The following is a 25,237-nucleotide window of genomic DNA, read 5'->3' as shown; positions in this document are numbered from 1 at the left end:
GGGAGCTGAATGAAGTTCAGGTATTCCTTTCAGCAAATTGTAGATTTGAAAAATAGCGAGCGATCCCAGGCAGAATGGGGATTGTCGGAAGCGATCGGCGAATTGCGGAATGTGGAAACGAGCTTGAATGAATTGTTTGTGCAAAAAGACCAGCTTCAGCATCAAATTGCAGACGCTTCCGGCCAGTCGGTTTCCATTTCCGAAGTGCTGCTTTTGCAAAATTATATGAATCATCTGGATCAGCAAATCGTGCGCAAGCACCAGGATATTGCAGCCGCGCAGCGGGTCGTCGAAAAGAAACAGGAGCATTTGACGGAACGCATGATAGATGAAAAAGTGTGGACGAAAGCAAGAGAGAAGGCCTTCCATCAATTTCAATCGTTCGTTGCGAAGAAAGAGCAGGAAGCTCTTGATGAGATGGCTACCAACCGCTTTAAGCGATTATCGTATTGAAATGCCTTAGAGAGGGAGAGAGAAGATGGCCGATACGACCACGGAGGGCACTTCCTACAGTGCGTTGGAACGATTTCTGATATGGTTTGTCATTCCGTTTGTATTTACGGCGGTTCTGCTCTTCGTATTGCTGTCTATCTTCGATTACGACATCAAGAGCAGCATCCAGAAAGCACTGCATAATACACCGGTAATTGGCAGTATCGTTCCTGCGCCGAAAGAAAAGGCGGCTGCAACGGCAGGCTCCGGCAAAACGCCGACGTCGGACCAAAGCGCGAAGTCGAAGGACGATGAGATTGCGAAGCTGAATGCCAGAGTTGCAGAACTGGAAGCAGCTTTGCAGAAGTCGGATACCGCCTCCGCGCAAAAGGATCAGTCTTTGAAGGATTCGGAGGCCAAGGCGGCCGATCTGGAGGAGAAGCTGAAGGATAAGACGCAAACCGAAGAAGAATACAACAACCAGATTACACAGCTCGCCAATCTTTATGGGAAGATGACGCCAGGCAAGGCGGCGCCGATTATGGAAAATTTGACACCCAAAGAAATGGTGCTCGTCTTCTCGATGATGAAGCCTGACGCCCGGGGAGCTATTCTTGAAAAAATGGATCCGAAGAAAGCCGCAGACGCTTCAATCGGACTTAAAGACGTAACGACTGTCAAGGACAAAGAAATCGCCGCTCTTCAAGAGAGACTGAAGCTGAACGGAGCCGATGCCGCGAAGTCCGCGACTTCGGTCAGCAAAACCGACTTGGGTCAAACCTTTGCGAATATGACTCCGAAAAGCGCAGCCAATGTGCTGATTGAAATGAACAAGTCCAACTCTGACAAAGTGCTGGCCATTTTGAGCGGGATGGACAACGCGTCGCGTTCCAAAGTCATGTCTGCTCTGTCTGATGCCAACAAGGAAATGGCTGCTTCGATTACAGCGAAGCTTGCCCAGTAACCTTCAGACTCCATGAAGGGAGGTGAAAATAAATGGACGTACAGATGTCGATTACACCGTCTGCCGGCACGAAAACTTCCGCTTCCGGAGGCAAAACGGCAGCAGGCAGCAGCGCGGGCGCTTTTACCCAAGTCCTGGATGGGCAGCTTGTGCAAGGGAGCCAGGCTGATTCGACCAACCCGACTGATCCGGCCGTTGCATTGGCAGGACTTTTGCAAATGCTGCAAAGCTTGATCATGCCGGTGCAAAATGTGGTGCAAAGCCCGAACGAACAGTCGGAAACTTTGCCCGAAACGCTGGTTCAAGCGATGAACAGCAATCCGGGTTTGGCGCAGCAGCTTTTGCAGGATCCGAAGATGAAGCAGTGGTTTGAGCAAGCAGAGCAAATTCTGGGCGCGCTAACCGAGAACCAGGCTGGTAAAACGGCGTCTTTGCCTGCTGCAAGCGGGGGACAAGCGGTAAGCTCAGTCAACCTGCAGGCGCAAAATACGCTGTTGACCTTGGCCACTTTGACCAAGCAGCAGCCGGACAATCCGATTTTGCAATATGTGAACCAGCAGTTGCAGGACGTCATTCAACCGATCTTGCCTGCGATTGTCGCCGGGCAGCAGCCGCAGTTGAAAGCACAGCAGGCAGCAGCTCAACAGCCGGCCGTCGCGGAAGCCGCAGCGAGTGAAGAAGCGCCGGCCGTTCCGGTTGCGCCCCTTCATGCGCAGAACAAGCGCACCGCAGCGAAGCATGCCGAAGTAAAACCGGCAAGTAAAGAAGAAACTGTGCAGACGGTACAGACTGCCAAGTCGAAGCTTGAATTGCTGGCGGTCAAAAATGCGATGATCGCGCCTATATTCCAGGCTAAAACCGAAACCGACGATTTGGCCGATGTTTTACAGCCGCTTCCGACAGAAACAGAAGAGCATGCGAACCCTTTCATTAATTTGGCTGACGTGCAAAAGAGCCAGTTCGGAACGGCGCCTGCCGAGAAATTAGTTACGCAAACTTTGCATGCAGCTAATTTTGCCGAAGAGATGACGGATCATGTGATGAAAAACATGAAAATCACGCTTGCCGAAGGAATCTCCGAAGCCAAGCTATCCCTGTTCCCGAAAAACCTCGGGCATGTTGACGTGAAAATCACAATGCACGAAGGGCAGTTGATCGCACAGTTTGCCGCTGATACCGCAGCAGGCCGACAAATGCTGGAAAGCCAGCTTCCACAGCTTCGTCAAGCACTGCAATCTCAAGGTCTGCAGGTTGAGAAGCTGGAAGTGACGCAAAGCCCGGGCATGCAATCCGGCATGTTCCAGGATCAGCGCCAGCAGCAGTCACCCAATCAAACGTTTCGTCAAAACAAAAACCGCTCCGGAAATTACGAGCAGGATGCGGTCGATTTTAATCAGGAAATAGCCAGCACGGGTCAAACTCGTACCACTGTCTATGGGAATTCCTTCGATGTAATTGCCTAAACAGTGATGAATGCCAGGCATACGGAGGTGAATTATGGCTACGAATCCAGTTTCGGGCAATGTTAAGGACATCATAAGCGCCGGGCAGAACAAGCAGACGACAGATAAAAATACAGGCACTCTTGGAAAAGACGATTTTCTCAAAATTTTGATTACACAGCTTCAAAATCAGGACCCGACCCAACCGCTGCAGGATAAGGAGTTCATTGCGCAAATGGCGCAGTTTACTTCCGTCGAACAGTTGACCAACATGGCCGGGGAAATGAAATTAATGAGGCAGTCGATTGGATTTGTTTCCGGTCTGATCGGCAAATCCGTCACCTGGACAAGCACCGATTCCTCGGGCTCCTCCACTCAAAAAACGGGTATTGTCGACTCCATCACGATGAAAGACGGCAATCAATATGCCAACGTGAAAGGAGAGGAAATTTCTCTGGACAAGCTCAGTAAAATCGAGAATGCCGGAGAAACCAAATGACGGAGCGGATATCCATTGGACAGCTGTATCCCAATGCGCTTCCACCGGCGTCAGCTAAGCGAGTGCCGGTACAGCAGCAGGCGTCTACTTCCGGCAAGCCTACGTTTCAGCAGCTTCTTCAGGATCAGATGGTGCATTTTAGCCATCATGCCGAAGTCAGGCTTAAAGAACGGGGTATTCAATTAAAGCCCGAACAGCTGGATCAGCTTAGCTCGGCGATTGACAAGGCCGCAGCAAAAGGGGCCAAAGATGCGTTGATGCTGCTGAATGGCAATGCTCTCATTGTGAATGTGCCGAACCGGACTGTTGTGACGGCGCTGGACGGCAATTCGATGAATGAACATGTTTTTACGCAAATCGATAGTGCTGTAATTATTTCCTGACAGTCAGGCCGGACCGTTTAGGAGGCCTGGAGCCGCCGAACGATAGAAGCGGCTCGCATCAATATTTGCAAGAACAATAGGAGGCTGCTACATGCTAAGGTCATTATATTCAGGCGTTTCTGGTATGCGTGGTTTTCAAACAAAATTAGACGTTATCGGCAATAACATCGCTAACGTGAACACGATCGGCTTCAAAGAGAGCCGGGTTATGTTCAAAGATATTTTAAGCCAGACGGTCGCAGGTGTCAGCGCTCCGAACGATACTCGCGGTGGAGTGAACGCCCAGCAGGTAGGTCTTGGTGTTAGCCTGGCGGCCATCGATACGGTTCATACGGCAGGCAGTGCGCAAACAACCAATGTGGCCACGGATTTGCGGATTGACGGGGACGGATTTTTCCTTGTCGGAAACGCTGCGGGCACAAGTGAGCAAACTTACTTGACAAGAGCGGGCAACTTTTCTTTGGATGCTAACGGCAATCTTGTTACGGCCGACGGCCTTCATGTTTTCGATACCAGTGGCGCGCCGATTAACATCGATCCTGCCACCATCCTTTCGTTCTCGATCGCCAAGAACGGCGACATTATCGGCGTGGATGCGGCCGGTGCGACTTCAACCGTAGCGACTATCGGGGTTATGAAAGTAACGAACCCTGCCGGTCTTCAAAAAGTAGGCGGGAACTTGTACCAGATGACCGCGAACGCCAACGCAACGACGGAAATAGCTCCGATAGCGCCAGGGAGTTCGGGGGCAGGTTCGCTGATTTCAGGCCAGCTTGAAATGTCGAACGTAGATTTAACGGGCGAATTCACGGAAATGATCGTTGCGCAGCGCGGTTTTCAGGCGAATTCAAGAATTATTACAACTTCTGACGAAGTGCTTCAAGAGGTCGTCAACCTGAAACGATAGGCTTTAGCTTGAATGTAAGATAGGGCGGGGAGGAGCGGCCTTTACAAGCAGCCTCCCCCCATACTTGTGCAGGAGGAGAATAATGATTTCTCTCACTCGGTTAAACGGCAAGCTCGTAATCATCAATGCACTCTTGATAGAAATGGTTGAAGAAACCCCGGATACCATGATTACCTTGACAACAGGCAAGAAAATCACGGTTCTCGAAAAGGCCGAGGTTGTGGTAAGCTTAGTGCGAACCTACATGCAGGAAATTGGTTCGATTCGAGCGACAATATTGTCCAGGGATGCGGAGGGTTCGTAGGTGTTCAAGAATAAAATTTTTATACTTATCGTTTCCATACTTATCGCCATTACGCTGATTTTGACAGCTGCCTTTGTACTGTGGAATTACATGGAAAAAAATAACGAATCAAAAGATCCGTCCGGACAAGCTCAAGCGGCAGTTGCATCGGTCAAACCGACGAAACCGCCGACGGCTGAACAAGTTAAGGCCAATACCGCTTACGTGAAAGATATTTTGACGAACCTTTCAGGCGGCGGCTTCATTAAAATGACCTTGGCTTTTGAACTCGAAAACAGCAAGGGGAAAGCCGAATTCGATAATTTGCTTGATTCTGCGGTGAAAGGAACGATTGTTCAAACGCTCGCCGACATGACCACCGAACAGGTTCAAGGAAGCAAAGGAAACGATCTTCTGACTTCCAACTTGATGAATAAACTGAATCCGTCATTGCAAGAAGGTAAAATCAAGCAGATTTGGATCACCGATAAAGTGCTTCAATAGCTCGCATATGAACTTGGCTCTAAGGGGGTGACTCTATGGTTGATGTGTTGTCGCAAAATGAGATCGACGCCTTGCTTGCCGCTCTATCCTCCGGAGAAATGGATGCGGAAGAGCTCAAGAAAGAGGAGACGCAAAAGAAGGTTAGGGCTTATGACTTTAAGCGCGCAGTGCGCTTTTCCAAAGATCATATTCGAAGCTTAACCCGTATTCACGAGAACTTTGCGCGCTTTTTAACGACGTATTTTTCCGCTCAGCTTCGTACGTTCGTGCAAATTAACGTGGTGCAGGTTGAACAGCTGCCTTACGATGAATTTATTCGTTCGATCCCTAAAATGACCATTTTGAACATCTTTGAAGCAGAACCTTTAGAGGGTCGAATGGTGCTTGAAGTGCATCCCAATGTAGCTTTTGCCATGTTGGACCGTTTGCTGGGCGGAGCAGGTACATCCCCCACAAAAATCAATACGTTGACGGAGATCGAAACGATTGTCATGGAGCGAATTTTCAGCAGAGCTTTCGATAGCCTTCAAGAGGCTTGGAAAACGGTTATTGACATATCGCCAAGACTGGAAGCTCTGGAAACGAATCCGCAATTTATGCAAATCGTCTCGCCCAATGAAACGATCGCGTTAATTTCGCTAAGCACCAAAATCGGCGATACGACAGGGATGATTAACCTGTGTATTCCGCACGTCGTCATCGAACCGATCATGCCTCGACTATCCGTGCATCACTGGTTCGTCTCGCAAAAGAAATCGAGAGCTCCCGAAGAAGTCGAAGCACTTCAGTCACGTTTGGAGAAAGCCAAGCTGCCCTTGATTGCAGAGCTGGGAACATCGGAAATTTCGGTTCGGGATTTCCTGAACCTGGCGATCGGGGACGTCATCCCGCTGCAAAAAACTGTTGACGCTCCGCTCCAAGTGAAAGTGGGCGAGAAGCTCAAATATCTTGGAAGCCCTGGTACCGTTAGAGGAAAAATGGCCGTGCAAGTCACGGATATCGTGAATGAAGGAGAAGAAGATCATGACGAATAATAAAGATTATTTGTCTCAAGAAGAGATTGATGCTTTGTTAAGGCAGACTTCGGATGACAGTTCTGACGCTTCCATTCATACAGCTCCCAAAATTGAAGAATATTTGTCTTCACTTGAGAAGGACGCCCTTGGGGAGATCGGAAACATTACGTTTGGCAGTGCTGCGACTGCGCTTTCGACTTTGTTAGGTAAAAAAGTGGACATTACGACTCCGCTAGTGTCGGTCATCTCGAAAGAGCAATTGGAAGAACAGTTTCCAAAACCGCATGTTGCCGTTCACGTTAATTATGTGGACGGATTCGACGGCATTAACTTGCTTGTTATTAAAGTAAGGGATGCCCAAGTTATCGCCGACTTGATGATGGGCGGGGACGGCACCGGCGGAGATGAGAATCTGAGCGAGATTCATATTAGCGCCGTGCAGGAAGCGATGAATCAAATGATGGGTTCGTCGGCAACTTCGATGTCTACCATATTCAACCGGTTTGTCAATATCTCTCCTCCTGGAATCGACATATTAAATTTGTCGAAAGGAGAAGGAAAATTACCGGATGAGGACGTATTTATTAAAATATCGTTCCGACTGACGATTGGCGATTTGATCGATTCCAATATTATGCAGCTCCTTCCAGTGCCGTTTGCCAAAGAAATGGTATCCACTCTTATGGGCGGAGGCTCCGATTCGGCCATGGAAGCGGCACCTGCGGCACAGGCTTCTGCGCCGACGCACGTTCCTGCTGAGCCTAGCGCTCCAGCACGGCAAGAAGTTCAAACGCCGCCGACGGCACCCGCTGCTCCGCAGCATAATCAGCCGATGTATCAACAACCGCCTGCGTATGAGCAGCCGATGTATCAGCAGCCGCCAATGGGGCATCCGACATACCCGCCTCAACAGCCGATGTATCCGCCTCAACAACCGATGTACGGACAACCTCCGGCAGCTGCATACGGCGGAATGCCGAATCGCAATGTAAACGTGCAGCCGGTTCAATTCGGCAACTTGCAATCCGGTTCCATGGCGCTTGCGGATGATACGAATCTTAATTTGCTGCTCGATATTCCGCTTAAAGTAACCGTTGAGTTGGGTAGAACCCATAAGGTGATCAAGGATATTCTGGAACTGTCTCAAGGTTCGATTATCGAATTGGACAAACTGGCCGGGGAGCCTGTAGATATTTTGGTGAACAATAAGCTAATTGCCAAAGGCGAAGTCGTCGTCATCGATGAAAACTTTGGGGTTCGCGTCACTGACATCGTGAATCAGTGGGAAAGAATCCAAAAGTTACAATAACTTAATTTCCTAGGGGGACTGTTTACTAATGGCTAACCGAATTCTTATCGTGGATGATGCTGCTTTTATGAGAATGATGATTCGGGATATTTTATCCAAAAACGGATATGAAGTATGCGGGGAAGCGAATGACGGAGCGCAAGCGATCGAGAAGTTCAAGGAATTGAAGCCGGACCTGATCACGATGGATATTACGATGCCTGAAATGGACGGTATTCAAGCATTAAAAGAGATTAAAAAAATGGAACCTAACGCGAAAGTCATCATGTGCTCCGCGATGGGCCAGCAAGCGATGGTTATTGACGCAATTCAAGCCGGCGCTAAAGATTTCATCGTGAAACCGTTCCAGGCGGACCGCGTTATTGAAGCGATCAAAAAGACTCTCGGATAACGTTCTCGTTCGGTAGAGTCTTACGTAAACCGAAAGGGATGTGACCATGAGGAGACTCCTAGCCAAACTGCCGTTAGCCGCGATATTCGGACTTGTCCTCATGCTGTACGTCCAAACTGTATGTTTTGCCGAAATCGAGCCGGGCCAAAGCTTGCCTGAGCCTGATTTTACGGCGGGAAGCAGTACGTTGGATTCGTTTAAAATGATCGGCAAGGTCATATTTTTTCTCATATTCATTATTTTGCTGTTCTTGGTTCTTATTAAATACTTAGCCAAAAAAAACAAGGGCTCTTTCTTCGGAAATTCGATTCGTTCTCTCGGCGGTGTGCCGCTTGGACAAAACAAATCGATTCAAATCGTCGAAATCGGTCATTCGCTCTTTGTAGTTGGCGTCGGTGACAATATCCAGCTGCTGGATAAAATCAATGACGCCGATGAAGTGGCTTACATAACGGAACTGCTTACTTCGTCGCAAGCTCAGCAGCAAGGTTTCATTCCTGTAGGCAAATGGTTAAGCAAGCTTCCGCTCGGCAAGAAAGCGGTCGAAGAGGAAGAGGAGATTCCCGCTTCCTTCCATCAGGTATTTCAGGATAAGCTGCAGCGTGTGACGACCCGCAACAAAAGCGTGGAAGAATGGATGTCGGATCAAAAACAAAAAGATCGGTTGAATGGCGAATGAAAAGAAACAAATTAGCACTCATTGTACTTATTGCTGTAGTGTCCGTTTTTGCATGCTCGTTGACAGCCGCTGCTGCGGACCCTGATCCCAACAATCCGATCCCCGGAATTAACTTGAACATCGGAACAAGCAGTGCCGGCGGATCGTCCAGTACAGTTACACTTTTGCTATTGCTGACCGTTTTGAGTCTGGCTCCGTCCATTCTCATCTTGATGACGAGCTTTACTCGGATTGTCATCGTACTCGGTTTTGTCCGTACGTCGCTAGGCACACAATCGATGCCGCCGAACCAGGTGATCATCGGGCTAGCCTTATTTTTAACTTTCTTTATCATGTCGCCTACGCTCAGCGAGGTGAACAAAACGGCACTGCAGCCTTATTTGAACGGCCAGATCAATCAGACAGAGGCCTTTCAAAAAGCTGCGGGCCCGATGAAGAAGTTTATGTTTGACCATACGCGTCAAAAGGATCTCAAGCTGTTTCTTGATTACACCAAAGCGCCGAAGCCTACGGGCGTAGACGACATTCCCATTACGGCTTTGGTTCCTGCGTATGCAATCAGCGAATTGAAGTCTGCTTTTCAGATGGGCTTTATGATCTTTATTCCGTTTTTAGTCATCGACATGGTCGTATCAAGCACCCTGATGGCAATGGGGATGATGATGCTGCCTCCGGTCATGATATCGCTGCCGTTTAAGATTTTGCTGTTCATCTTAGTAGATGGCTGGTATCTTGTTGTGAAATCGTTACTGCTCAGCTACAGCACATGATCAAGATGACGGAGGTCTTTTAAATGGGTTCGGAATTCATAATACGCATAGCGGGCGAAGCCGTGTATACGGTTCTCAAAGCGAGCGCCCCCATGCTGGTAATCGGTCTGGTGGTAGGTTTGATCGTCAGTATTTTTCAGGCGACAACACAGATTCAAGAGCAGACCCTTGCTTTTGTGCCAAAGATCGTAGCCGTGCTGCTGTCGATACTCATCTTCGGTCCGTGGATTATGAATACTTTGGTCGACTTTACCTATAATTTGCTGAACAACCTTTACAAATTTGTTGGATAGGTTGTGAGGGAAATGGGACTCTTTTTTCAGCTTTTGCCTAGCTTTATGCTTATTTTTTGTCGAATTACATCATTCTTTGTCGTGGTGCCGGTCCTATCCTCACGCAATGTGCCTACGGTATTCAAAATCGGGTTATCCATCTTTATCTCATTGATTGTTTTCTCTGGCATGGGGATGGATCATTCGGTAGCGATCGACGGGCAGTACATACTGTTAATTATTAGGGAAATGCTGATCGGCATTCTTCTGGGGTTTCTTGCTCACATATTTTTTACGGTCGTTCAAACGGCAGGTTCTTTCATGGATATGCAAATCGGCTTCAGCATGGCGAATGTGATTGATCCATTGTCCGGGACGTCTTCCCCGATGCTGGGGAATTTGAAGTACATGGTTGCCATTCTGTTGTTCCTGTCTTTCGACGGGCATCATTATTTCTTGAAAGCGATCATGGAAAGCTATCGATGGGTTCCGCTGGATAACCAATTGTTTGACAGAATTTATGGCGGACAAATTTCGGATTTTTTGTTCCAATCTTTCAGTAAAATGTTTTACCTGGCTTTTCAACTTGCGGCGCCGATCGTCGCTGCGCTTTTTTTAACCGATTTAGGGCTCGGTCTCTTAACCCGGGTTGCGCCTCAGTTCAATATTTTCGTCATTGGGGCACCGCTTAAGATGATGTTGGGTTTTATACTGCTAGTTCTGTTGTTTCCGGAGCTGATCTCGCAGTTTCAGGGATTGTTTTCTGCCATGTTCGAGTCTATGGAGAAAATGCTTCAGCTCATTGCGGGCTCACAGAAGCAAGCGCCGTAAGCCAGGAGGAAAGCTGTGTCTCACAAACTTCGTTTGCAGTTGGATTTGCAATGGTTTGCTGGAGAAAAGACGGAACCCGGGACACCGAAGAAAAGACAGGAAGTGCGAAAGCAGGGGCAAGTCGCCAAGTCGATGGAACTGCCCGCGGCCCTCATCTTACTGTTTTCTTTTGTTTCTTTTCTCATGTTCGGCGGGTTTATGAAAGAACGGATTGTCGGCATTTGCCGCAACATATTTGAGCATCAGCTGACGATGGACGTCACGAAAGGCAATGTGCAAGTGATGTTTGCCGAACTTGTCACGCAAGGTCTGATCATTTTGGCCCCGCTGTTCATATTGGCGTTGGTGATCGCGGTTATGGGAAATTATTTGCAGATCGGATTTATGTTTATCGGCGAGCCGCTGATGATGAAGTTTAATAAAATCAATCCGTTCTCCGGATTTAAACGGATTTTTTCGCTTCGCAGCATCGTCGAATTTTTGAAATCCAGCTTGAAGATGAGCATCATCGGGTATGTCGTGTATTCCACATTGATGGCTGAGAAAGTGAAGCTGCTCGGGCTCGGGCATGCACCGATCGAAACCGCGTTTTCGTTCATCGCTTCGATTACGATTAAGCTGGGAATCAAGATCGGCGCCATTCTTGTCGTGCTGGCCATACTCGACTACATATATCAAAAATATGAATTTGAAAAAAGCATCAGGATGTCGAAGCAGGACATCAAGGATGAGTACAAGAAAAGCGAGGGCGATCCTTTCATTAAAGGAAAAATCCGCGCCAAGCAGCGCCAGATGGCGATGCAGCGGATGATGCAGGAGGTGCCTAAAGCCGATGTTATTATTACGAACCCTACGCACTTTGCCGTAGCGCTGAAATATGATTCGAGCAATATGCAGGCGCCGACCGTCATTGCCAAAGGCACCGATCATATCGCTCTAAAAATTAGGGAAGTCGCGAAGCAAAACGGAATTTTAACGATGGAAAACAAGCCGCTGGCACGCGCGCTTCACGCGCAGGTAGAGATCGGCGAGGCGATTCCCGCCGAATTGTTCCAAGCCGTTGCCGAAGTGCTGGCTTACGTATACAGAATGAAAGGCAAGACTAGATAAACAAGGAATGGAGGTACATACTGTTGAGAATCAAAGATTTAATCGTCCTGGTAGGAATCATCGGAATCATTCTAATGATGGTTGTACCGATTCCTATTCCTTTGTTGGATTTTTTGCTGATTATTAATATTTCAGTCGCATTAATGATCATTTTGGTGGCCATGAACACACAGGAGGCCCTCCAGTTTTCGATATTTCCTTCCTTGTTGTTGATTACGACCTTGTTCCGGTTGGCGCTGAACGTTTCTACTACGCGGAACATTTTGGCGCACGCCGAAGCAGGTAACGTGGTCCGAACTTTTGGTTCTTTCGTAGCCGAGGGCAACATTGTCGTTGGATTCGTCGTATTCCTCATTCTTGTCCTGGTTCAATTTATCGTTATTACCAAAGGTTCTGAGCGTGTTGCCGAAGTTGCGGCGAGGTTTACGCTCGATGCGATGCCGGGGAAACAGATGAGTATCGATGCCGACTTGAATGCAGGATTGATTAACGAAACGCAGGCGCGCGAGCGCAGGCAAAAGATTGAACGCGAAGCCGATTTCTACGGAGCGATGGACGGTGCCACCAAATTCGTAAAAGGGGATGCCATCGCAGGCATCATCATTCTCATCATCAACCTGATCGGCGGTTTTATTATCGGAATGACGATGAAAGGGATGTCTTTTCAGGAAGCGCTGCAAACATTTTCGATTTTGACGATCGGCGACGGTCTGGTCAGCCAAATTCCAGCGCTGCTCATTTCTACCGCTGCCGGTCTTATTGTGACGCGGGCTTCTTCCGAAGGCAACCTGGGCCACGACATCACTTCCCAAATCACTTCACAGCCCAAGCTTCTATATATCGTTGCTGGGACGCTGGTACTGCTCGGCATTTTCACGCCGATTCATTGGTACACGACGTTCCCGGTTGCCGGCGTATTGGTTTATTCAGCGATGAAGATGCAGAAGAACCTCGATCAAAAAGCGATCAAGGAAGAGCAGATGGTCGAAGAACAGCAGATCGAGGAAGTGCGCAGCCCGGAAAGCGTTATCGGCTTGCTGCAGGTCGATCCGATCGAGTTCGAGTTCGGCTACGGTCTAATTCCGCTGGCGGACACGGGGCAGGGCGGCGATTTGCTTGACCGGATCATCCTGATCAGGCGCCAATGCGCGCTGGAGCTCGGGATTGTCGTACCGGTCATTCGGATACGCGACAACATTCAGCTCCGACCTAACGAGTATATCATCAAAATTAAAGGGAATACGGTTGCGCGGGGCGAACTGCTCCTTAACCATTATTTGGCCATGAGTCCGGGAATTGACGACGATTCCATCTCGGGCATTGAAACGACAGAACCGGCGTTCGGCCTGCCGGCTTTATGGATCGACGAAGCCGCCAAAGAACGGGCCGAATTGTCGGGTTACACCGTAGTGGATCCGCCTTCCGTCGTGGCGACGCATCTCACGGAAATTATTAAGAAACATTCGTATGAGCTGCTGGGCCGTCAAGAAACGAAAGCGCTCATCGAAAATGTCAGAGAATCTTATCCTGCGCTTGTCGACGATTTGATTCCTGCCGTTCTGTCGATCGGGGACGTGCAAAAAGTGCTGGCCAAGCTGCTGAGAGAAAAAATTTCCGTTCGCGATCTGGTCACGATTTTAGAAACGCTTGCCGATTACGGCTCGTATTCGAAAGACCCGGAAATATTGACGGAATATGTAAGGCAGGCGCTGTCCAGGCAGATCACCCAGCAATATACAACTTCCGGAGATTCGCTCAAAGTGATTACGGTAGGCCCTTCCGTTGAGAAAAAGATCGCCGATTCGGTTCAGCAGTCCGAGCACGGCAGTTATTTGGCGCTTGATCCGTCTTCGTCGCAAATTATTTTTCACAGAGTCAGCGAACAAGTGTCCAAGCTGATTCAATCCGGCCAACAGCCGGTCATCCTGACTTCGCCTACGATCAGAATGTATTTGCGGCAGATGCTGGAACGCACGCTGCAGGATATTCCTGTCCTGTCTTATAGCGAGCTTGAACCGAGCGTTGAAATTCAGAGCATGGGAGTTGTCAATTTATGAGAGTAAAAAGATATGTCGTAGATTCCATGCCTGATGCGCTGCAAAAGATTCGTTCCGATTTGGGCAAGGATGCCGTCATATTGAATACGAAAGAAATTCGAACCGGCGGTTTTCTCGGCATGTTCGGCAAGAAAAGAATCGAGGTCATCGCTGCGATCGATGTGAATGCCGGCGGCACGGGTTCAGCCGTGCCTCAGCCTAAAATTCAACCTGCCAGACCGCCGCAGCCTTTGGCCGTTCCATCGATGCCGGCGGCGGCGTCTGCTCCGGCGAAAGAGCCGGTCTATCGTTCCGACTTCCCGGAAGTACCTGACGTTCTGGCTGCAGCCGTTCCGGCACGGAGAGAAGCTGTAGCCGTCCCTGCCAAGGCTGCTCCGGTTTTTTCTGCTGTGCAGCAAACTTATGCGCCGCACAGCGCGCCGGCGGCCGCAAGCGTCAAGGAGAAGGAAGAGCTGCTGCTCGATGAAATCAAGCAGATGAAGGAAATGATGCGCAAGCTCACGGTTTCCTCGGCTGCGGCGGAGGTGCTGCCCGAGCCGCTGCAAGTACTCGAGCAAAGGCTGCTCGACCAGGAAGTGGATCCTTTGCTGGCGAAGCAATTGACCGAACAAGTCATGCTCGATGCGCAGCAAAGCGGCGAGACGGTGACGGAGGAATCCGCCTTCCGGCTGATGCGTTTGCAGCTTGACGGTATCCTTCGATCCGGCGAGTGCAAGCGGATTTCTTCGGATACCCGGGTCGTTCATTTCGTAGGGCCGACGGGCGTGGGGAAGACGACGACGATAGCCAAGCTTGCCGCCGAACAGGTGTTGAAATACCAAAGGAAAGTCGGCTTCATTACTTCAGATACGTATCGGATCGCGGCGATCGAGCAGTTAAAGACGTATGCAACGATTCTCAACGTTCCAATAGAAGTCGTATTTTCCCCGCAGGATTTGGCAAAAGCATTTCAAAACCTGGAAGGCTGCGACGTTATTTTTATGGATACGGCAGGCCGGAATTTCAGAAATGAAATGTATGTATCGGAATTGAACGCCTTGCTCAAAACACAGGGAAACAGCGAAACGATCCTTGTTCTCAGCATGACGACGAAGTATCGGGATATGAAAGCAATTACTACTAATTTTAATAAATTCAAGCTGGACAAAGTTCTGTTTACTAAGCTGGACGAGACCGACTCCTTTGGCGCGATCCTCAACCTCGTCCATGAATTTTCGCTGCAGCTCTCCTACGTGACTAACGGTCAAAGCGTTCCTGACGATATATCGGAAATAAGTGAAGAGCAAATCATCGATCTGTTACTGGAGGAACCGGGAGCATGACTGACCAAGCAGAAGAGCTGCGGAACCTGGTACAAATACAAAATGAAAAAGGCACCAGAGCAACCAGGATTATCACTGTGACAAGCGGTAAGGGCGGCGTCGGAAAATCGAATTTTACGCTTAACTTCGCTCTAACGCTGCAGTCTCTGGGTTACAAGGTTCTAGTTTTTGACGCGGATATCGGACTTGCCAACATCGATGTGCTGATGGGCGTTTCTTCCAAATTCAGCTTGTATCATCTGTTGAAGAAGGAAAAAAGCATTTGGGACATTATTCAAAAAGGCGCCGGCGGCCTTGAGTTTATTGCCGGAGGATCGGGTTTTAACGATTTGCTTCGTTTGACGGAAGAGGAACTGGATTACTTCGCGGAGCAGGTAGCCCAGTTGAACGGATATGTCGACTTTATCATATTCGATACCGGCGCAGGCTTGTCGAAGGAGACACTGAGATTCATTCTTGCCGCCGAAGAAACGATCGTTGTTACAACTCCCGAGCCGACTTCGATTACCGATGCATATGCGATTATTAAAATGGTGAATGCGATGGGCCACAAGGTTTCGTTCAAACTGGTGATCAACCGCGTAACGGATTTCAAAGAAGGCAAGCAAACTGCCGATAAAATAAGTATGGTCGCCAAACAATTTTTACAGCTCGATATTCCTACGCTGGGATTCGTAGATGACGACAGTTCGGTATCCAAAGCCGTGAAAAAGCAAATTCCTTTTACGGTCGCTTTTCCAAACTCTGCAGCTTCCAAAAGCGTCCACGCTTTGGCCGAGCGGTTTATCAGCGGCTCCCAGGCCGGCGAATTTGGGGCAACAGGTGTGAGAGGCTTTTTGAACAAAATGATAAGGCTTATGAAATAGGGATTCTTAGAGAGGCAAATTTCAAAGAAGCCCATAAAGGGAGGGAAGCAGCATGGCGTCTTATAACATACTTGTAGTAGACGACTCCGTCTTTATGCGCAGAATAATAAGCGATCTTATTTCTGAAAACCCGCAGTATCGCATTATCGGCACCGCCAAAAACGGCAAAGAAGCCATCGAGCAGGTGAAGCTGCTGCGTCCCGACGCCGTAACGATGGATGTGGAAATGCCCGAGATGAACGGTCTTGACGCGCTTCAGCGGATTATGGCGGAACAGCCGACACCGGTTATCATGCTAAGCTCGTTAACGCAGGAAGGCGCCGCCGAAACGATCCGTGCGCTCGAATTGGGCGCCGTCGATTTTATCCGAAAGCCGTCGGGCTCGATTTCTCTCGACTTGTACAAAGTGAAGCAGCTGCTGCACGAGAAGCTGCAAATCGCGGTCCGCTCAAAGCTGCGGGCGATACAACCGCTTGCGACCAGGGTGATGCATCCTCCCGCGATAAAAAGCGGCTTGACGATGATGAAGCCCCCTGACCAGAAAGGCGGCGCAGCTCCCGCAGCGGGGGTAAGCCAGTTCGAGCATCTGGTGGCGATCGGAACTTCAACGGGAGGACCGCGGGCTTTGCATCAGGTGCTTTCGCAAATTCCTGCCGGCTTTCCGGCGCCGATTCTAATCGTTCAGCACATGCCTCCCAACTTTACGAAATCGCTCGCGCAGCGGCTGAACGACATTTCGCAGATCAAGGTCGTAGAGGCCCAGGAAGGCGAAGTGCTCCAGACCGCTACTGCTTATGTAGCTCCGGGAGGCTGGCACATGACAGCATACCGGGATACGTCCAAAACTTACAAAATCCGCTTGACGAAGGAAGATCCCCGTTCCGGCCACCGGCCTTCGGTGGATGTCATGTTTGAATCCCTGCTCGCTTTCAACGAGTTGAGGAGGCACATCGTCCTGATGACCGGCATGGGAAGCGACGGAGCGAAGGCGATGCTCGCTCTGCGGCAGCATGGAGCGGTTACCACGATCGCAGAGTGTGAAGAAACTTGTGTAGTCTACGGCATGCCGAGATCGGCTGTCGAATTGAAGGCCGCGATGCACGTGCTGCCTCAACAGGATATTGCATTGAAGCTGTCCCAAGCCGTGCTGACTTGAGAAGGCTGTGACAAGCAGGTTACTTATTGATCCTACCCGGAGGTGTGTGTGTTTGGAACTTAGTCAATATTTATCTATGTTTATCGATGAATCGAGAGAACACTTGCAAGCGATGAACGAGAACTTGCTCAGTCTGGAAAGCAACCCGCAGGACATCAGCATCGTGCACAATATTTTCCGCTCCGCCCATACGTTGAAAGGCATGTCCGCTACGATGGGATTTGAGGATATCGCTTCTCTGACTCACGAAATGGAAAACGTCCTTGATTTGGTGCGCAACAGCAAGCTGGCGATGAATTCGTTCATTTTTGACTGTATTTTCAAAAGTCTGGATTCCCTGGAGTCCATGGTGGAAGACATCATTCAGGGCGGGACAGGCAAAGCGGACGTGACCCAAATCGTAGCTTCGCTCCGTTCCATAGTCACGGGCGATTACGAAAAGCCGCAAGCTGCGGCGGCTGCGCCGAAGAAAGAGGGAGCCAAAGGGATTGAGGTCGATGAGTATCAATACTCCATTTTGCAGCAGTCGATCGATGCCGGATTCCTCGTCTTTTATATCGAGGTCAGCGTGCGCGAGGATTGCGTTCTAAAAGCGGCCCGCGCTTATATGGTATTCGATACTTTGGAAAGAAACGGCGAAATTGTCAAAGCGACGCCTTCGGTTCAAGATATCGAACAAGAGAAATTCGACCGTTCTTTTTCGGTTTACTACATTTCGAAAATCGATCAGGCTTCGCTGGAACAAGAGATTTTGAAAGTTTCCGAGATCGAATCGGCCGTCATCATTACCGTCGATTCGGAGTCGCTGGCCGAGATGTCGCGTCCGATCAGCGAGGTGGAAGCCGCCACACAGGAGATTGCGGCTGCGGTAGCGGCGGCAGTTCCGGCGGCTTCCGAGACGCCGGCGGCCAAGCCGGGTCCTGCGGCGCCAGCGAAGCCGGCTGCGGCTGGAGGAGCTCCCGTCGCCAATCGGACGATCCGCGTGGACATCGAGCGGTTGGACGCGCTGATGAACTTGTTCAGCGAACTGCTGATCGACCGGGTTCGATTGGAGCAGTTGGCGAGCGAAGTGAAACGCAACGATTTGACGGAAACCGTCGAGCATATGTCGAGGGTAAGCAGCGATTTGCAAAATATCGTCCTGAAACTGCGCATGGTTCCGGTAGATTCGGTATTCAACCGGTTCCCGCGCATGATCCGGGATTTGGCCAAATCGTTAAACAAAAAGGTCGATCTGGTCATTACCGGAGCCGAGACGGAGCTTGACCGCACGGTCATTGACGAGATCGGCGATCCGCTCGTGCATCTGCTCCGCAACTCGATCGACCACGGCATAGAGCCGATTAACGACCGCTTGGCCAGTCGCAAAAGCGAACAGGGCACGGTTCAATTGCGCGCGTTCCACAGCGGAAACCACGTATTTATTGAAATCGAAGACGACGGAAGAGGCATCAACCGCGAGAAGGTATTGAAAACGGCGCTGAAAAACGGCCTGATTACACAAGACCAGGCGGCGAAGCTGAGTGACAAAGAAGTTTACAACCTGCTGTTCGAGTCAGGTTTCAGCACGGCCGATAAAATTTCCGACATTTCCGGACGCGGGGTAGGTCTTGATGTCGTAAAAACGAAGATCCAGATGCTCGGCGGCCACGTACAGGTTGATTCGCGTCCGGGTCTGGGCAGCAAATTTTCCGTACAGCTTCCGCTGACGCTGTCGATCATTTCGGCGATGCTGGTCCGTCTGGGCAGCGAGAAGTACGCGATTCCGCTCTCATCTATCGTTGAAACGGCGGCGATTCAAAGAAGCCAGATTCGCAACATCCACGGGAACAAAATGATCGACTACCGCAATTCCGTCATTCCGTTAGTATCGCTCAGCAAGTTGTTCGAAGTTCCCGATTTCCTGGAGGAACAGGAAGAGGAAACCGAAATTGTCGTAGTCCGCAAGGGAGACAAGCAGGTTGCCTTAATGGTGGACGAATTTATCGGTCAGCAGGAAATCGTGTTGAAGACGATGGGCAAATATTTGACAGGGCTGTTCGCAATTTCGGGCGCAACGATTTTGGGAGACGGGCAGGTTGCCTTGATCATCGATCCGAATGCATTGATCAAGTAGAGATCAATTAGATCAAGTAGATCAATTAGCCGGAATAGAGCCGGTAAACTCTAAGGAGGGTTTCACAATGGGAGAAGAAAAGAAAGTTATCGTATTTGCTCTTGGCACGGAAGAGTATGGCGTTGAAGTAGAGAAGGTACGTACGATTGAAAGAATGCAGCCCATGACCCGCGTTCCCAAAGCGCCGGAGTTTATTAAAGGCGTCATCAATTTGCGCGGCGTCGTTATTCCGATTATCGATCTTAGATCCAGGTTCGGACTTGAAACGCAGGATTATTCGGATGCGACGCGCATTATTATCGTATCCCAGGGCGAGTTTGAAGTCGGGCTGATTGTTGATTCCGCGAACGACGTTATCGATATCGATACGGACAACATCGATAACCCGCCTGAAATCGTCGGCGGCATCAAAGCCAAATATTTGGACGGCATCGCGCGCGTCGGCGAGCAACGGCTGCTCGTTTTGCTTAATTTGGAGCAGGTTCTGGATCGCCACGAAATCCAACAATTGGAAAGAGTTGAGGAATAACAAGTGGATGTGTTTAAGGATCTAGCCGATTTTCAAATGGACGTGCTTAAAGAAGTGGGGAACATTGGCGCGGGGCATGCCGCTACCGCGCTTTCCACTCTTCTGGACAAGCCGATCGATATGTTGGTGCCAAAGGTGAGAATGCTGCCCTTTGAGGAAATTTGCGAAAGCGTCGGTGGAGCGGAGACTGCCGTTTTGGCCATCTTTTTGCGTGTCGAAGGCGATGCGCCGGGAAATATGTTCTTCATCCTCCATTTGGAATCAGCTAAAAATATTTTGAGAGACCTGGTGGGGCTCGAGATTCAAAATGAGGACGAATATTCCGAATTGGAACTTTCCGCTTTGAACGAAATAGGAAACATTTTGGCCGGCTCTTACTTGTCTTCGCTGGCGGATTTCACGCATCTGAACATGCAGCCGACCGTACCTTCGCTCGCTATCGATATGGCTGGAGCTATACTGAGTTACGGCTTGTTGCAGTTTGGCGAAATGGGGGATCAGGCTTTATTAATCGATACTAAATTTTTGGAAGGGGAAAATGAAGTACAGGGACATTTTTTCCTAATCCCTGATCCGGAATCGTTTGGGAAAATATTCGTAGCTTTAGGGGTAGACTCTCCATGACTCAAGACAATATGATCAAAGTAGGAATGGCTGACCTGAACGTCGCGCACCTGACGGGCGTATTGAAGACGACAGGGCTTGGGTCTTGCGTGGGCGTTACCCTGTTCGACAACCGCGTCAAGGTCGCAGGCATGGCTCACGTCATGCTTCCATCATCGGAAATCGCCCGCGAAGGCTCCGTCAACATCGCTAAATATGCGGACACCGCCATTCCGGAACTCATTGCCAGAATGGAGAAGCTCGGCGCAAGCATTAGCCGGCTTGAAGCCAAGCTGGCCGGGGGCGCTCAAATGTTCGCGTTTGCGGGCAATAACGACACGATGAGAATCGGGCCGAGAAATGTAGAATCTTGCAAAGAAATGTTGAAGAAGTTCGCAATTCCTATTAAAGCTGAGGACACGGGTGCAAATTTCGGACGCACGATTGAGTTCAATTGCGAGTCCGGCATTTTGCTGATCCGCAGTGTCCAACAAGGAGTAAAGGAAATTTAAGCCATGGTAGGAACAATTCGAATCAATCTGATCGTCGCTGCCGCAGCGGCCGTTGTAACTTTTGCATTGTCTATTGCGAATAATTTGCTGCTGACAACTTGTTTAAAAAGCTTGTACAGTTTTGTAATCCTGTTTGTCCTGACTTTCGGATTCAGATGGGTGCTTGGCCTGTTGGTCCAGTTCGAACAATCCAAAACCGTTTTCCCGCATGATGATGTAGCGTCGTCGGAATCGCACATTGGCAACAATCTCGATTTGTCAACTCCAGAAGACGAGGCGGCCGGCAGGCCGGCGGATCCGAACGAGCTGCAGTTCGCACCGCTGAATCCGCCCAAGCTCGCTACCAAAACTAATTTGGACCCTGAACAACTGGCTGGTGCATTAAGGCGAATGTCAGAAGATTAAGGATGGTGAAACGTAATCCATGATCGTACAAAAGCAACCTCAGCTGGCTAATATCGAGCTCTGGCAGCAGTGGAAAGAGCAAGGTTGGGTACCTGCGAAGCAAGCGCTCATCGAGAACTACCTACCTTTGGTTGATTATGTTTCAGGACGTCTTGCCATAGGGCTGCCGAAAAATGTTTACAAAGAAGATCTGTCGAGTTATGGAGTCATGGGTCTTATCGATGCCGTGGAGAAGTTCGATTACTCGCGAGGTCTGCAATTCGAGACCTATGCGTCGTGGCGCATCCGGGGGGCTATTATCGACGGGCTCAGACAAGGGGATTGGGTGCCCCGTTCCGTAAGGGAAAAAGCCAAAAAAGTGGAGGATGCTTACCAAAAGCTGGAACAGCAATATCTTCGGTCTGTAACGGATTCGGAGATCAGCAGCTACCTCCAGGTTTCTGTGGGAGAGTTTCAGCAGATGCTTCAAGATATCTCGATTACGTCGATATGTTCGATCGATGACCCGATCCGCGAGGAAGATGCCGAAACCCGTCTATCGCTGCTGATCGATGAGAAGGCGAAAAATCCCGAATCAAAAGTAAATGAATTTTTTCTCAAAGAATCTTTGGCGCGAGCGATTGAACGTTTGACGGAAAAAGAAAGAACTGTAGTTTCTTTATTTTATTACGAAGAGTTGTCCCTTAGCGAAATCGCGGAAGTGATGAGCCTGTCTCCATCAAGGATTTCCCAGCTGCACTCCAAGGCGATTCTTCGTCTGAAAGGCGCGCTTGGCCGCTTTAAGTCGCAGCTTTTTCAAGATACATAATTTAATGAGAGAGAACGAAAGGTGGTAAGGTCAATGGGTGAGAGGAACATGCCTTTAGACTTCTATATCACGATCTCCGTCTCCGATGATAAACTATCGGCATTTATGGAAATTAGCAATGTGGAAGACGGCTTTACAGTCAGTGTGAATCAATTGGAAGAACTGTTGAACGCCCATCATATCGTACACGGATTGGATCACGTACAGCTTGTACAGATTGCCGCTAATCCCAACCCTTTTTTGTTTCAAAAGGTTGTTATTGCCAAAGGGACCAAAGCGATCGAAGGTCAGAACGGCTATATTAAATATATTTACAACCTCGATAAATCGGAAAAAAAACCGCTGGAGCTGGAAGACGGCAAGGTAGACTATAAAGAAGTGATTTCGCTGAACAATGTGAAAAAGGGGCAATTGATCGGCCAGCGATTTGCCGCGACGGAAGGAACTCCGGGCAGAGCCGTGACAGGCGAAACGCTTTTCGCCAAAGCGGGAAAAGACGCGCGGTTCAAAATCGGCAAAAACGTGATTGCAGATGCCGAACAGTTAGCCCTTTATGCCGCTATTGACGGCATGGTCGTCAAAACCGACCGCGACAAAGTCAATGTTTTCCCTGTCTATGAAGTTAACGGGGATGTCGATTACAACATCGGCAACATCGATTTTATCGGAACGGTGGTCATTCGCGGCAATGTACTGCCCGGTTTTAAAATCCGCGCGGCCGGCGACATCCGCGTCACAGGAGGCGTCGAAGCCGCTGAGCTTGAAGCCGACGGTTCCATTGAAATCAACGCCGGAATCGTAGGGCAGAGCAAAGCTTTCGTCAAAGCGGGGAAAGACGTCAAAAGCGCGTTCATCCAGGATGCGACCGTGGAAGTCGGCGAGGAACTGCACGTAGCTCAGAGCATTATGCATTCGACGATCAGGGCGGCGAAAGCCGTCAATTGCAACGGGGCCAAAGGGTTGATCGTCGGAGGCACGATACAAGCCGGGGAACGGGTTACGGCCAGAACCGTCGGCAATTCCATGTCGACCACAACGGTTATTGAAGTCGGCGTGCTGCCCGAGCTCAGAAACGAAATGCTTCAGCTGCGCAGCCAATTGAAGGTTCATATGGAAAATATGGATAAAACCGAAAAAGCGCTGACTTTGTTGGACCAACTGGCTGCTGCCGGACAGCTCGGACCGGATAAAGTGGCGATGCGGGTCAAGCTGAACCATACGAAAAGACAAGCTTTGGAAGAGCAGAACGGCATTAAAGAGCGGATTTTGGACATCGAGAAGTCGTTGGAAGACTCCGAGCAGGCGAAAATCGAAATCCTTTCGACCATTTACGGCGGAGCGAAAATCGTCATCGGCCGGTATACGAAATTCATTAAGGACCCTACGAGCCGAGTGACGTTCCGCTTGAGCGGCGGCGATATCGCGATGATCGCTTACGTATAACAAGCCGAGAAGGAGATGCCGCGTATGAGTCTGAAAGCGATAGATATGCAGTTTGCGGTTCATAAGAACGATGAAGCGGGCATACGGCAAAATCAACTTATGCAGAAGCCGCGGCAGGATGAGGCTGTGTTGGAAAACCAAGCTTCGCAAACGACGGAGAGAGACAGGCAGCGAAGCGCGAAGGTTGAGGAGAGCGCAGGAGCGGAGATCAGGGACCAGGGCCACCGGCAGCAGCGGGAGGAAGGCGGAAGCGCGAAGGAGAGGCAGGAGCCGGAGAAAGGTGTCTCCCAGTCCGCTTCCTCGCACGAGCATCCGTACAAAGGTCATCATATTGACTTGACGCTGTGAAAAAGCTTTCCTTATTATATATCGAAAATATTTCGAAAAAGTATATTGAAAAAGGTGATGCCTTTTGACTTTGCATCCTTGGATGTACGTCGTGCTTTTAGGTTTGTTCCTCATTGTTTATGCACGATTTTTACCGAAAAAAGAGACGTCCGCTTCCAAGGCCAACGTCGTTCAGGAGATCGAAGAGACGATTGAACACTTCGCGTCCGAAATGGACGAGCAGAACCAGGCTATTCTCAATCTGTTTTCCAAGACGAAGCAGGATTACGAGGTCGAGTTGGCCAAGTTGTCCGGCAGGCTGGAGTCGTTGGAAAAGCAGCGAAACGAGCTGTCGCACGAGCTTAACAAAGCGCATGTAAACCAGCAGCTGAATTTGAAAGCGATGAGCGCGTTCCAGGCTGCTGAAGAAGCAGGCAGCGCTTCCGATGAACTCGTTCGGCACGTTGAGCGAACAGCGCCGACCCCGGCGCAGCAAACGCCTGAAGCGGGTCCCGCGCCGGCGGAGACGGCTGCCGAAGCGGCTGCGGAGACGCCCGCATACACAGGTCTCAGCATGAAAAGCAGATATGCGGAGCTGTTCGCTTTGTACGATCAAGGCAAAGGCGTCGAAGCTATAGCCAGGAAGCTGGGCATGAATAAAGGAGAGGTCAACCTGATACTGCAGCTCTCCAGACAGGAGGAACGGACTCGTGTTTAGAAACCGCTCTTACGTATACGGGATAGGGACAGGCATCATTGTCGGAGCGCTGCTGCTGCAGGTTATGCTGGCAGCCCAGAGGCCGGCTGCGGCCCCCGCCGGTACTCCGATCGAGGAGATGGAGCCCCAGAAGCTGAAGGAACAAGCCGCGAAGTTTTATCAAGTGTATGAGAAAAACGTGAAGGTGTACACGCAGGATGAATTCGACGCCGGCGTGCAAAAGAAAGCCAAGGAAGAGACGGACAAGCTTGCCGCCGCCATTCCGTCCGACAAACCCGCTGAGCAGACGAGTCCTCCGGCGCCCAGCCGCACCGTTCTTTATGTGCAGCCGCATCTGGATGCGACGGCCGTCAGCGAGCTGCTTATGCAATCGGGCGTTATTACCGATCAAAAGGCGTTTGCCGCAGAGCTGGACAAGCAGGGCGGGGCATACAAAATTCAAATCGGCTTTCACGAATTTCAGGGCGTCCTCACGATGGAGCAAATCGTCAAAAACTTAATCAGCAAACAGCAAACAGGCTGAACAAGGTCTTTGTGAGGTCTGTTTTTGCGTTTGCCGTCGTCTCCCGCCGGCCCTTTCTAT

At 49.9% G+C, this 25,237-nt stretch carries 30 protein-coding genes; all 30 read left to right on the top strand.

What is annotated here, in order from left to right; genetic code table 11:
* The first annotated feature begins 9 nt into the window (after positions 1-9).
* Positions 10-453 carry a flagellar export protein FliJ gene (gene fliJ / locus AC6RNO_RS03315; protein ID WP_474683228.1) on the top strand — a complete coding sequence of 148 codons (444 nt, stop codon included), beginning with the start codon at positions 10-12 and terminating at the stop codon, positions 451-453.
* A gap of 25 nt (positions 454-478) precedes the next feature.
* The gene (locus tag AC6RNO_RS03310; RefSeq protein WP_474683227.1) at positions 479-1,396 is read left to right on the top strand and encodes a MotE family protein; all 918 of its coding nucleotides are present in this window, start codon (positions 479-481) and stop codon (positions 1,394-1,396) included.
* A 32-nt stretch (positions 1,397-1,428) separates the two neighbouring features.
* Positions 1,429-2,859: a flagellar hook-length control protein FliK gene (locus tag AC6RNO_RS03305; RefSeq protein WP_497104573.1), complete on the top strand. Its 1,431-nt coding sequence runs from the start codon at positions 1,429-1,431 to the stop codon at positions 2,857-2,859.
* Positions 2,860-2,893: 34 nt separating this feature from the next.
* Entirely contained in the window at positions 2,894-3,337 is a 444-nt protein-coding gene (locus AC6RNO_RS03300) for a flagellar hook capping FlgD N-terminal domain-containing protein (RefSeq protein WP_497104571.1), read from the top strand.
* Positions 3,334-3,720, top strand: a complete 387-nt coding sequence (locus AC6RNO_RS03295; protein WP_474683224.1) for a TIGR02530 family flagellar biosynthesis protein — start codon at positions 3,334-3,336, stop codon at positions 3,718-3,720. The genes AC6RNO_RS03300 and AC6RNO_RS03295 overlap by 4 nt, the downstream gene beginning before the upstream one ends.
* A 91-nt stretch (positions 3,721-3,811) precedes the next feature.
* Positions 3,812-4,627: a flagellar basal body rod protein FlgG gene (flgG, locus tag AC6RNO_RS03290; protein WP_474683223.1), complete on the top strand. Its 816-nt coding sequence runs from the start codon at positions 3,812-3,814 to the stop codon at positions 4,625-4,627.
* Positions 4,628-4,709: 82 nt separating this feature from the next.
* Positions 4,710-4,931: a flagellar FlbD family protein gene (locus AC6RNO_RS03285; RefSeq protein WP_474683222.1), complete on the top strand. Its 222-nt coding sequence runs from the start codon at positions 4,710-4,712 to the stop codon at positions 4,929-4,931.
* Positions 4,932-5,414 (top strand): flagellar basal body-associated FliL family protein, encoded by a 483-nt coding sequence (locus AC6RNO_RS03280; protein ID WP_474683221.1) that lies wholly within the window; start codon positions 4,932-4,934, stop codon positions 5,412-5,414. It abuts the gene before it with no gap.
* A 35-nt stretch (positions 5,415-5,449) separates the two neighbouring features.
* Entirely contained in the window at positions 5,450-6,448 is a 999-nt protein-coding gene (gene fliM / locus AC6RNO_RS03275; protein WP_474683220.1) for a flagellar motor switch protein FliM, read from the top strand.
* Entirely contained in the window at positions 6,438-7,739 is a 1,302-nt protein-coding gene (fliY, locus tag AC6RNO_RS03270; protein ID WP_497104568.1) for a flagellar motor switch phosphatase FliY, read from the top strand. Before fliM ends, fliY begins: the two co-directional genes overlap by 11 nt.
* Before the next feature lie 28 nt (positions 7,740-7,767).
* Complete coding sequence (locus tag AC6RNO_RS03265) at positions 7,768-8,130, top strand: response regulator (protein WP_474683218.1); 363 nt, start codon at positions 7,768-7,770, stop codon at positions 8,128-8,130.
* A gap of 46 nt (positions 8,131-8,176) precedes the next feature.
* A complete protein-coding gene (locus tag AC6RNO_RS03260; RefSeq protein ID WP_497104566.1) occupies positions 8,177-8,809 on the top strand; it encodes a flagellar biosynthetic protein FliO in 633 nt (210 codons plus the stop codon).
* Positions 8,806-9,579 (top strand): flagellar type III secretion system pore protein FliP, encoded by a 774-nt coding sequence (fliP, locus tag AC6RNO_RS03255; protein WP_497104564.1) that lies wholly within the window; start codon positions 8,806-8,808, stop codon positions 9,577-9,579. Before AC6RNO_RS03260 ends, fliP begins: the two co-directional genes overlap by 4 nt.
* 23 nt (positions 9,580-9,602) lie before the next feature.
* On the top strand, positions 9,603-9,872 hold the full coding sequence (gene fliQ, locus AC6RNO_RS03250; RefSeq protein WP_497104562.1) for a flagellar biosynthesis protein FliQ: 270 nt from the start codon (positions 9,603-9,605) through the stop codon (positions 9,870-9,872).
* 12 nt (positions 9,873-9,884) lie between these two features.
* A complete protein-coding gene (gene fliR, locus AC6RNO_RS03245; RefSeq protein WP_497104560.1) occupies positions 9,885-10,682 on the top strand; it encodes a flagellar biosynthetic protein FliR in 798 nt (265 codons plus the stop codon).
* Positions 10,683-10,697: 15 nt separating this feature from the next.
* The gene (flhB, locus tag AC6RNO_RS03240) at positions 10,698-11,792 is read left to right on the top strand and encodes a flagellar biosynthesis protein FlhB (RefSeq protein ID WP_497104557.1); all 1,095 of its coding nucleotides are present in this window, start codon (positions 10,698-10,700) and stop codon (positions 11,790-11,792) included.
* Between the two features lie 23 nt (positions 11,793-11,815).
* Positions 11,816-13,849, top strand: a complete 2,034-nt coding sequence (gene flhA, locus AC6RNO_RS03235) for a flagellar biosynthesis protein FlhA (protein ID WP_497104555.1) — start codon at positions 11,816-11,818, stop codon at positions 13,847-13,849.
* Positions 13,846-15,171 carry a flagellar biosynthesis GTPase FlhF gene (flhF, locus tag AC6RNO_RS03230; protein ID WP_497104553.1) on the top strand — a complete coding sequence of 442 codons (1,326 nt, stop codon included), beginning with the start codon at positions 13,846-13,848 and terminating at the stop codon, positions 15,169-15,171. The genes flhA and flhF overlap by 4 nt, the downstream gene beginning before the upstream one ends.
* Entirely contained in the window at positions 15,168-16,037 is an 870-nt protein-coding gene (locus AC6RNO_RS03225; protein ID WP_474683210.1) for a MinD/ParA family protein, read from the top strand. The genes flhF and AC6RNO_RS03225 overlap by 4 nt, the downstream gene beginning before the upstream one ends.
* Before the next feature lie 52 nt (positions 16,038-16,089).
* Positions 16,090-17,193 (top strand): chemotaxis-specific protein-glutamate methyltransferase CheB, encoded by a 1,104-nt coding sequence (locus AC6RNO_RS03220; protein WP_497104551.1) that lies wholly within the window; start codon positions 16,090-16,092, stop codon positions 17,191-17,193.
* Positions 17,194-17,245: 52 nt separating this feature from the next.
* Positions 17,246-19,309: a chemotaxis protein CheW gene (locus AC6RNO_RS03215; protein WP_488437568.1), complete on the top strand. Its 2,064-nt coding sequence runs from the start codon at positions 17,246-17,248 to the stop codon at positions 19,307-19,309.
* Positions 19,310-19,376: 67 nt separating this feature from the next.
* A complete protein-coding gene (locus AC6RNO_RS03210) occupies positions 19,377-19,838 on the top strand; it encodes a chemotaxis protein CheW (RefSeq protein ID WP_474683207.1) in 462 nt (153 codons plus the stop codon).
* 36 nt (positions 19,839-19,874) lie between these two features.
* On the top strand, positions 19,875-20,462 hold the full coding sequence (locus AC6RNO_RS03205; RefSeq protein ID WP_497104641.1) for a chemotaxis protein CheC: 588 nt from the start codon (positions 19,875-19,877) through the stop codon (positions 20,460-20,462).
* Positions 20,459-20,953: a chemotaxis protein CheD gene (locus AC6RNO_RS03200; RefSeq protein ID WP_497104548.1), complete on the top strand. Its 495-nt coding sequence runs from the start codon at positions 20,459-20,461 to the stop codon at positions 20,951-20,953. The genes AC6RNO_RS03205 and AC6RNO_RS03200 overlap by 4 nt, the downstream gene beginning before the upstream one ends.
* A gap of 3 nt (positions 20,954-20,956) precedes the next feature.
* The gene (locus AC6RNO_RS03195; protein WP_497104546.1) at positions 20,957-21,358 is read left to right on the top strand and encodes a hypothetical protein; all 402 of its coding nucleotides are present in this window, start codon (positions 20,957-20,959) and stop codon (positions 21,356-21,358) included.
* Between the two features lie 19 nt (positions 21,359-21,377).
* The gene (locus AC6RNO_RS03190; protein ID WP_474683204.1) at positions 21,378-22,166 is read left to right on the top strand and encodes a FliA/WhiG family RNA polymerase sigma factor; all 789 of its coding nucleotides are present in this window, start codon (positions 21,378-21,380) and stop codon (positions 22,164-22,166) included.
* A 33-nt stretch (positions 22,167-22,199) separates the two neighbouring features.
* Positions 22,200-23,609 carry a FapA family protein gene (locus AC6RNO_RS03185; protein WP_497104544.1) on the top strand — a complete coding sequence of 470 codons (1,410 nt, stop codon included), beginning with the start codon at positions 22,200-22,202 and terminating at the stop codon, positions 23,607-23,609.
* Between the two features lie 24 nt (positions 23,610-23,633).
* A complete protein-coding gene (locus tag AC6RNO_RS03180; RefSeq protein WP_497104542.1) occupies positions 23,634-23,957 on the top strand; it encodes a hypothetical protein in 324 nt (107 codons plus the stop codon).
* Between the two features lie 64 nt (positions 23,958-24,021).
* Complete coding sequence (locus AC6RNO_RS03175) at positions 24,022-24,654, top strand: hypothetical protein (protein WP_497104540.1); 633 nt, start codon at positions 24,022-24,024, stop codon at positions 24,652-24,654.
* Positions 24,647-25,177 (top strand): hypothetical protein, encoded by a 531-nt coding sequence (locus AC6RNO_RS03170; RefSeq protein WP_474683200.1) that lies wholly within the window; start codon positions 24,647-24,649, stop codon positions 25,175-25,177. The genes AC6RNO_RS03175 and AC6RNO_RS03170 overlap by 8 nt, the downstream gene beginning before the upstream one ends.
* The last annotated feature ends 60 nt before the right edge of the window (positions 25,178-25,237 follow it).

The organism is Paenibacillus sp. sgz302190 (genome assembly GCF_059820445.1).
The sequence above is the reverse complement of the archived record's forward strand: the minus strand, read 5'-3'. Positions and strand labels throughout refer to the sequence as shown.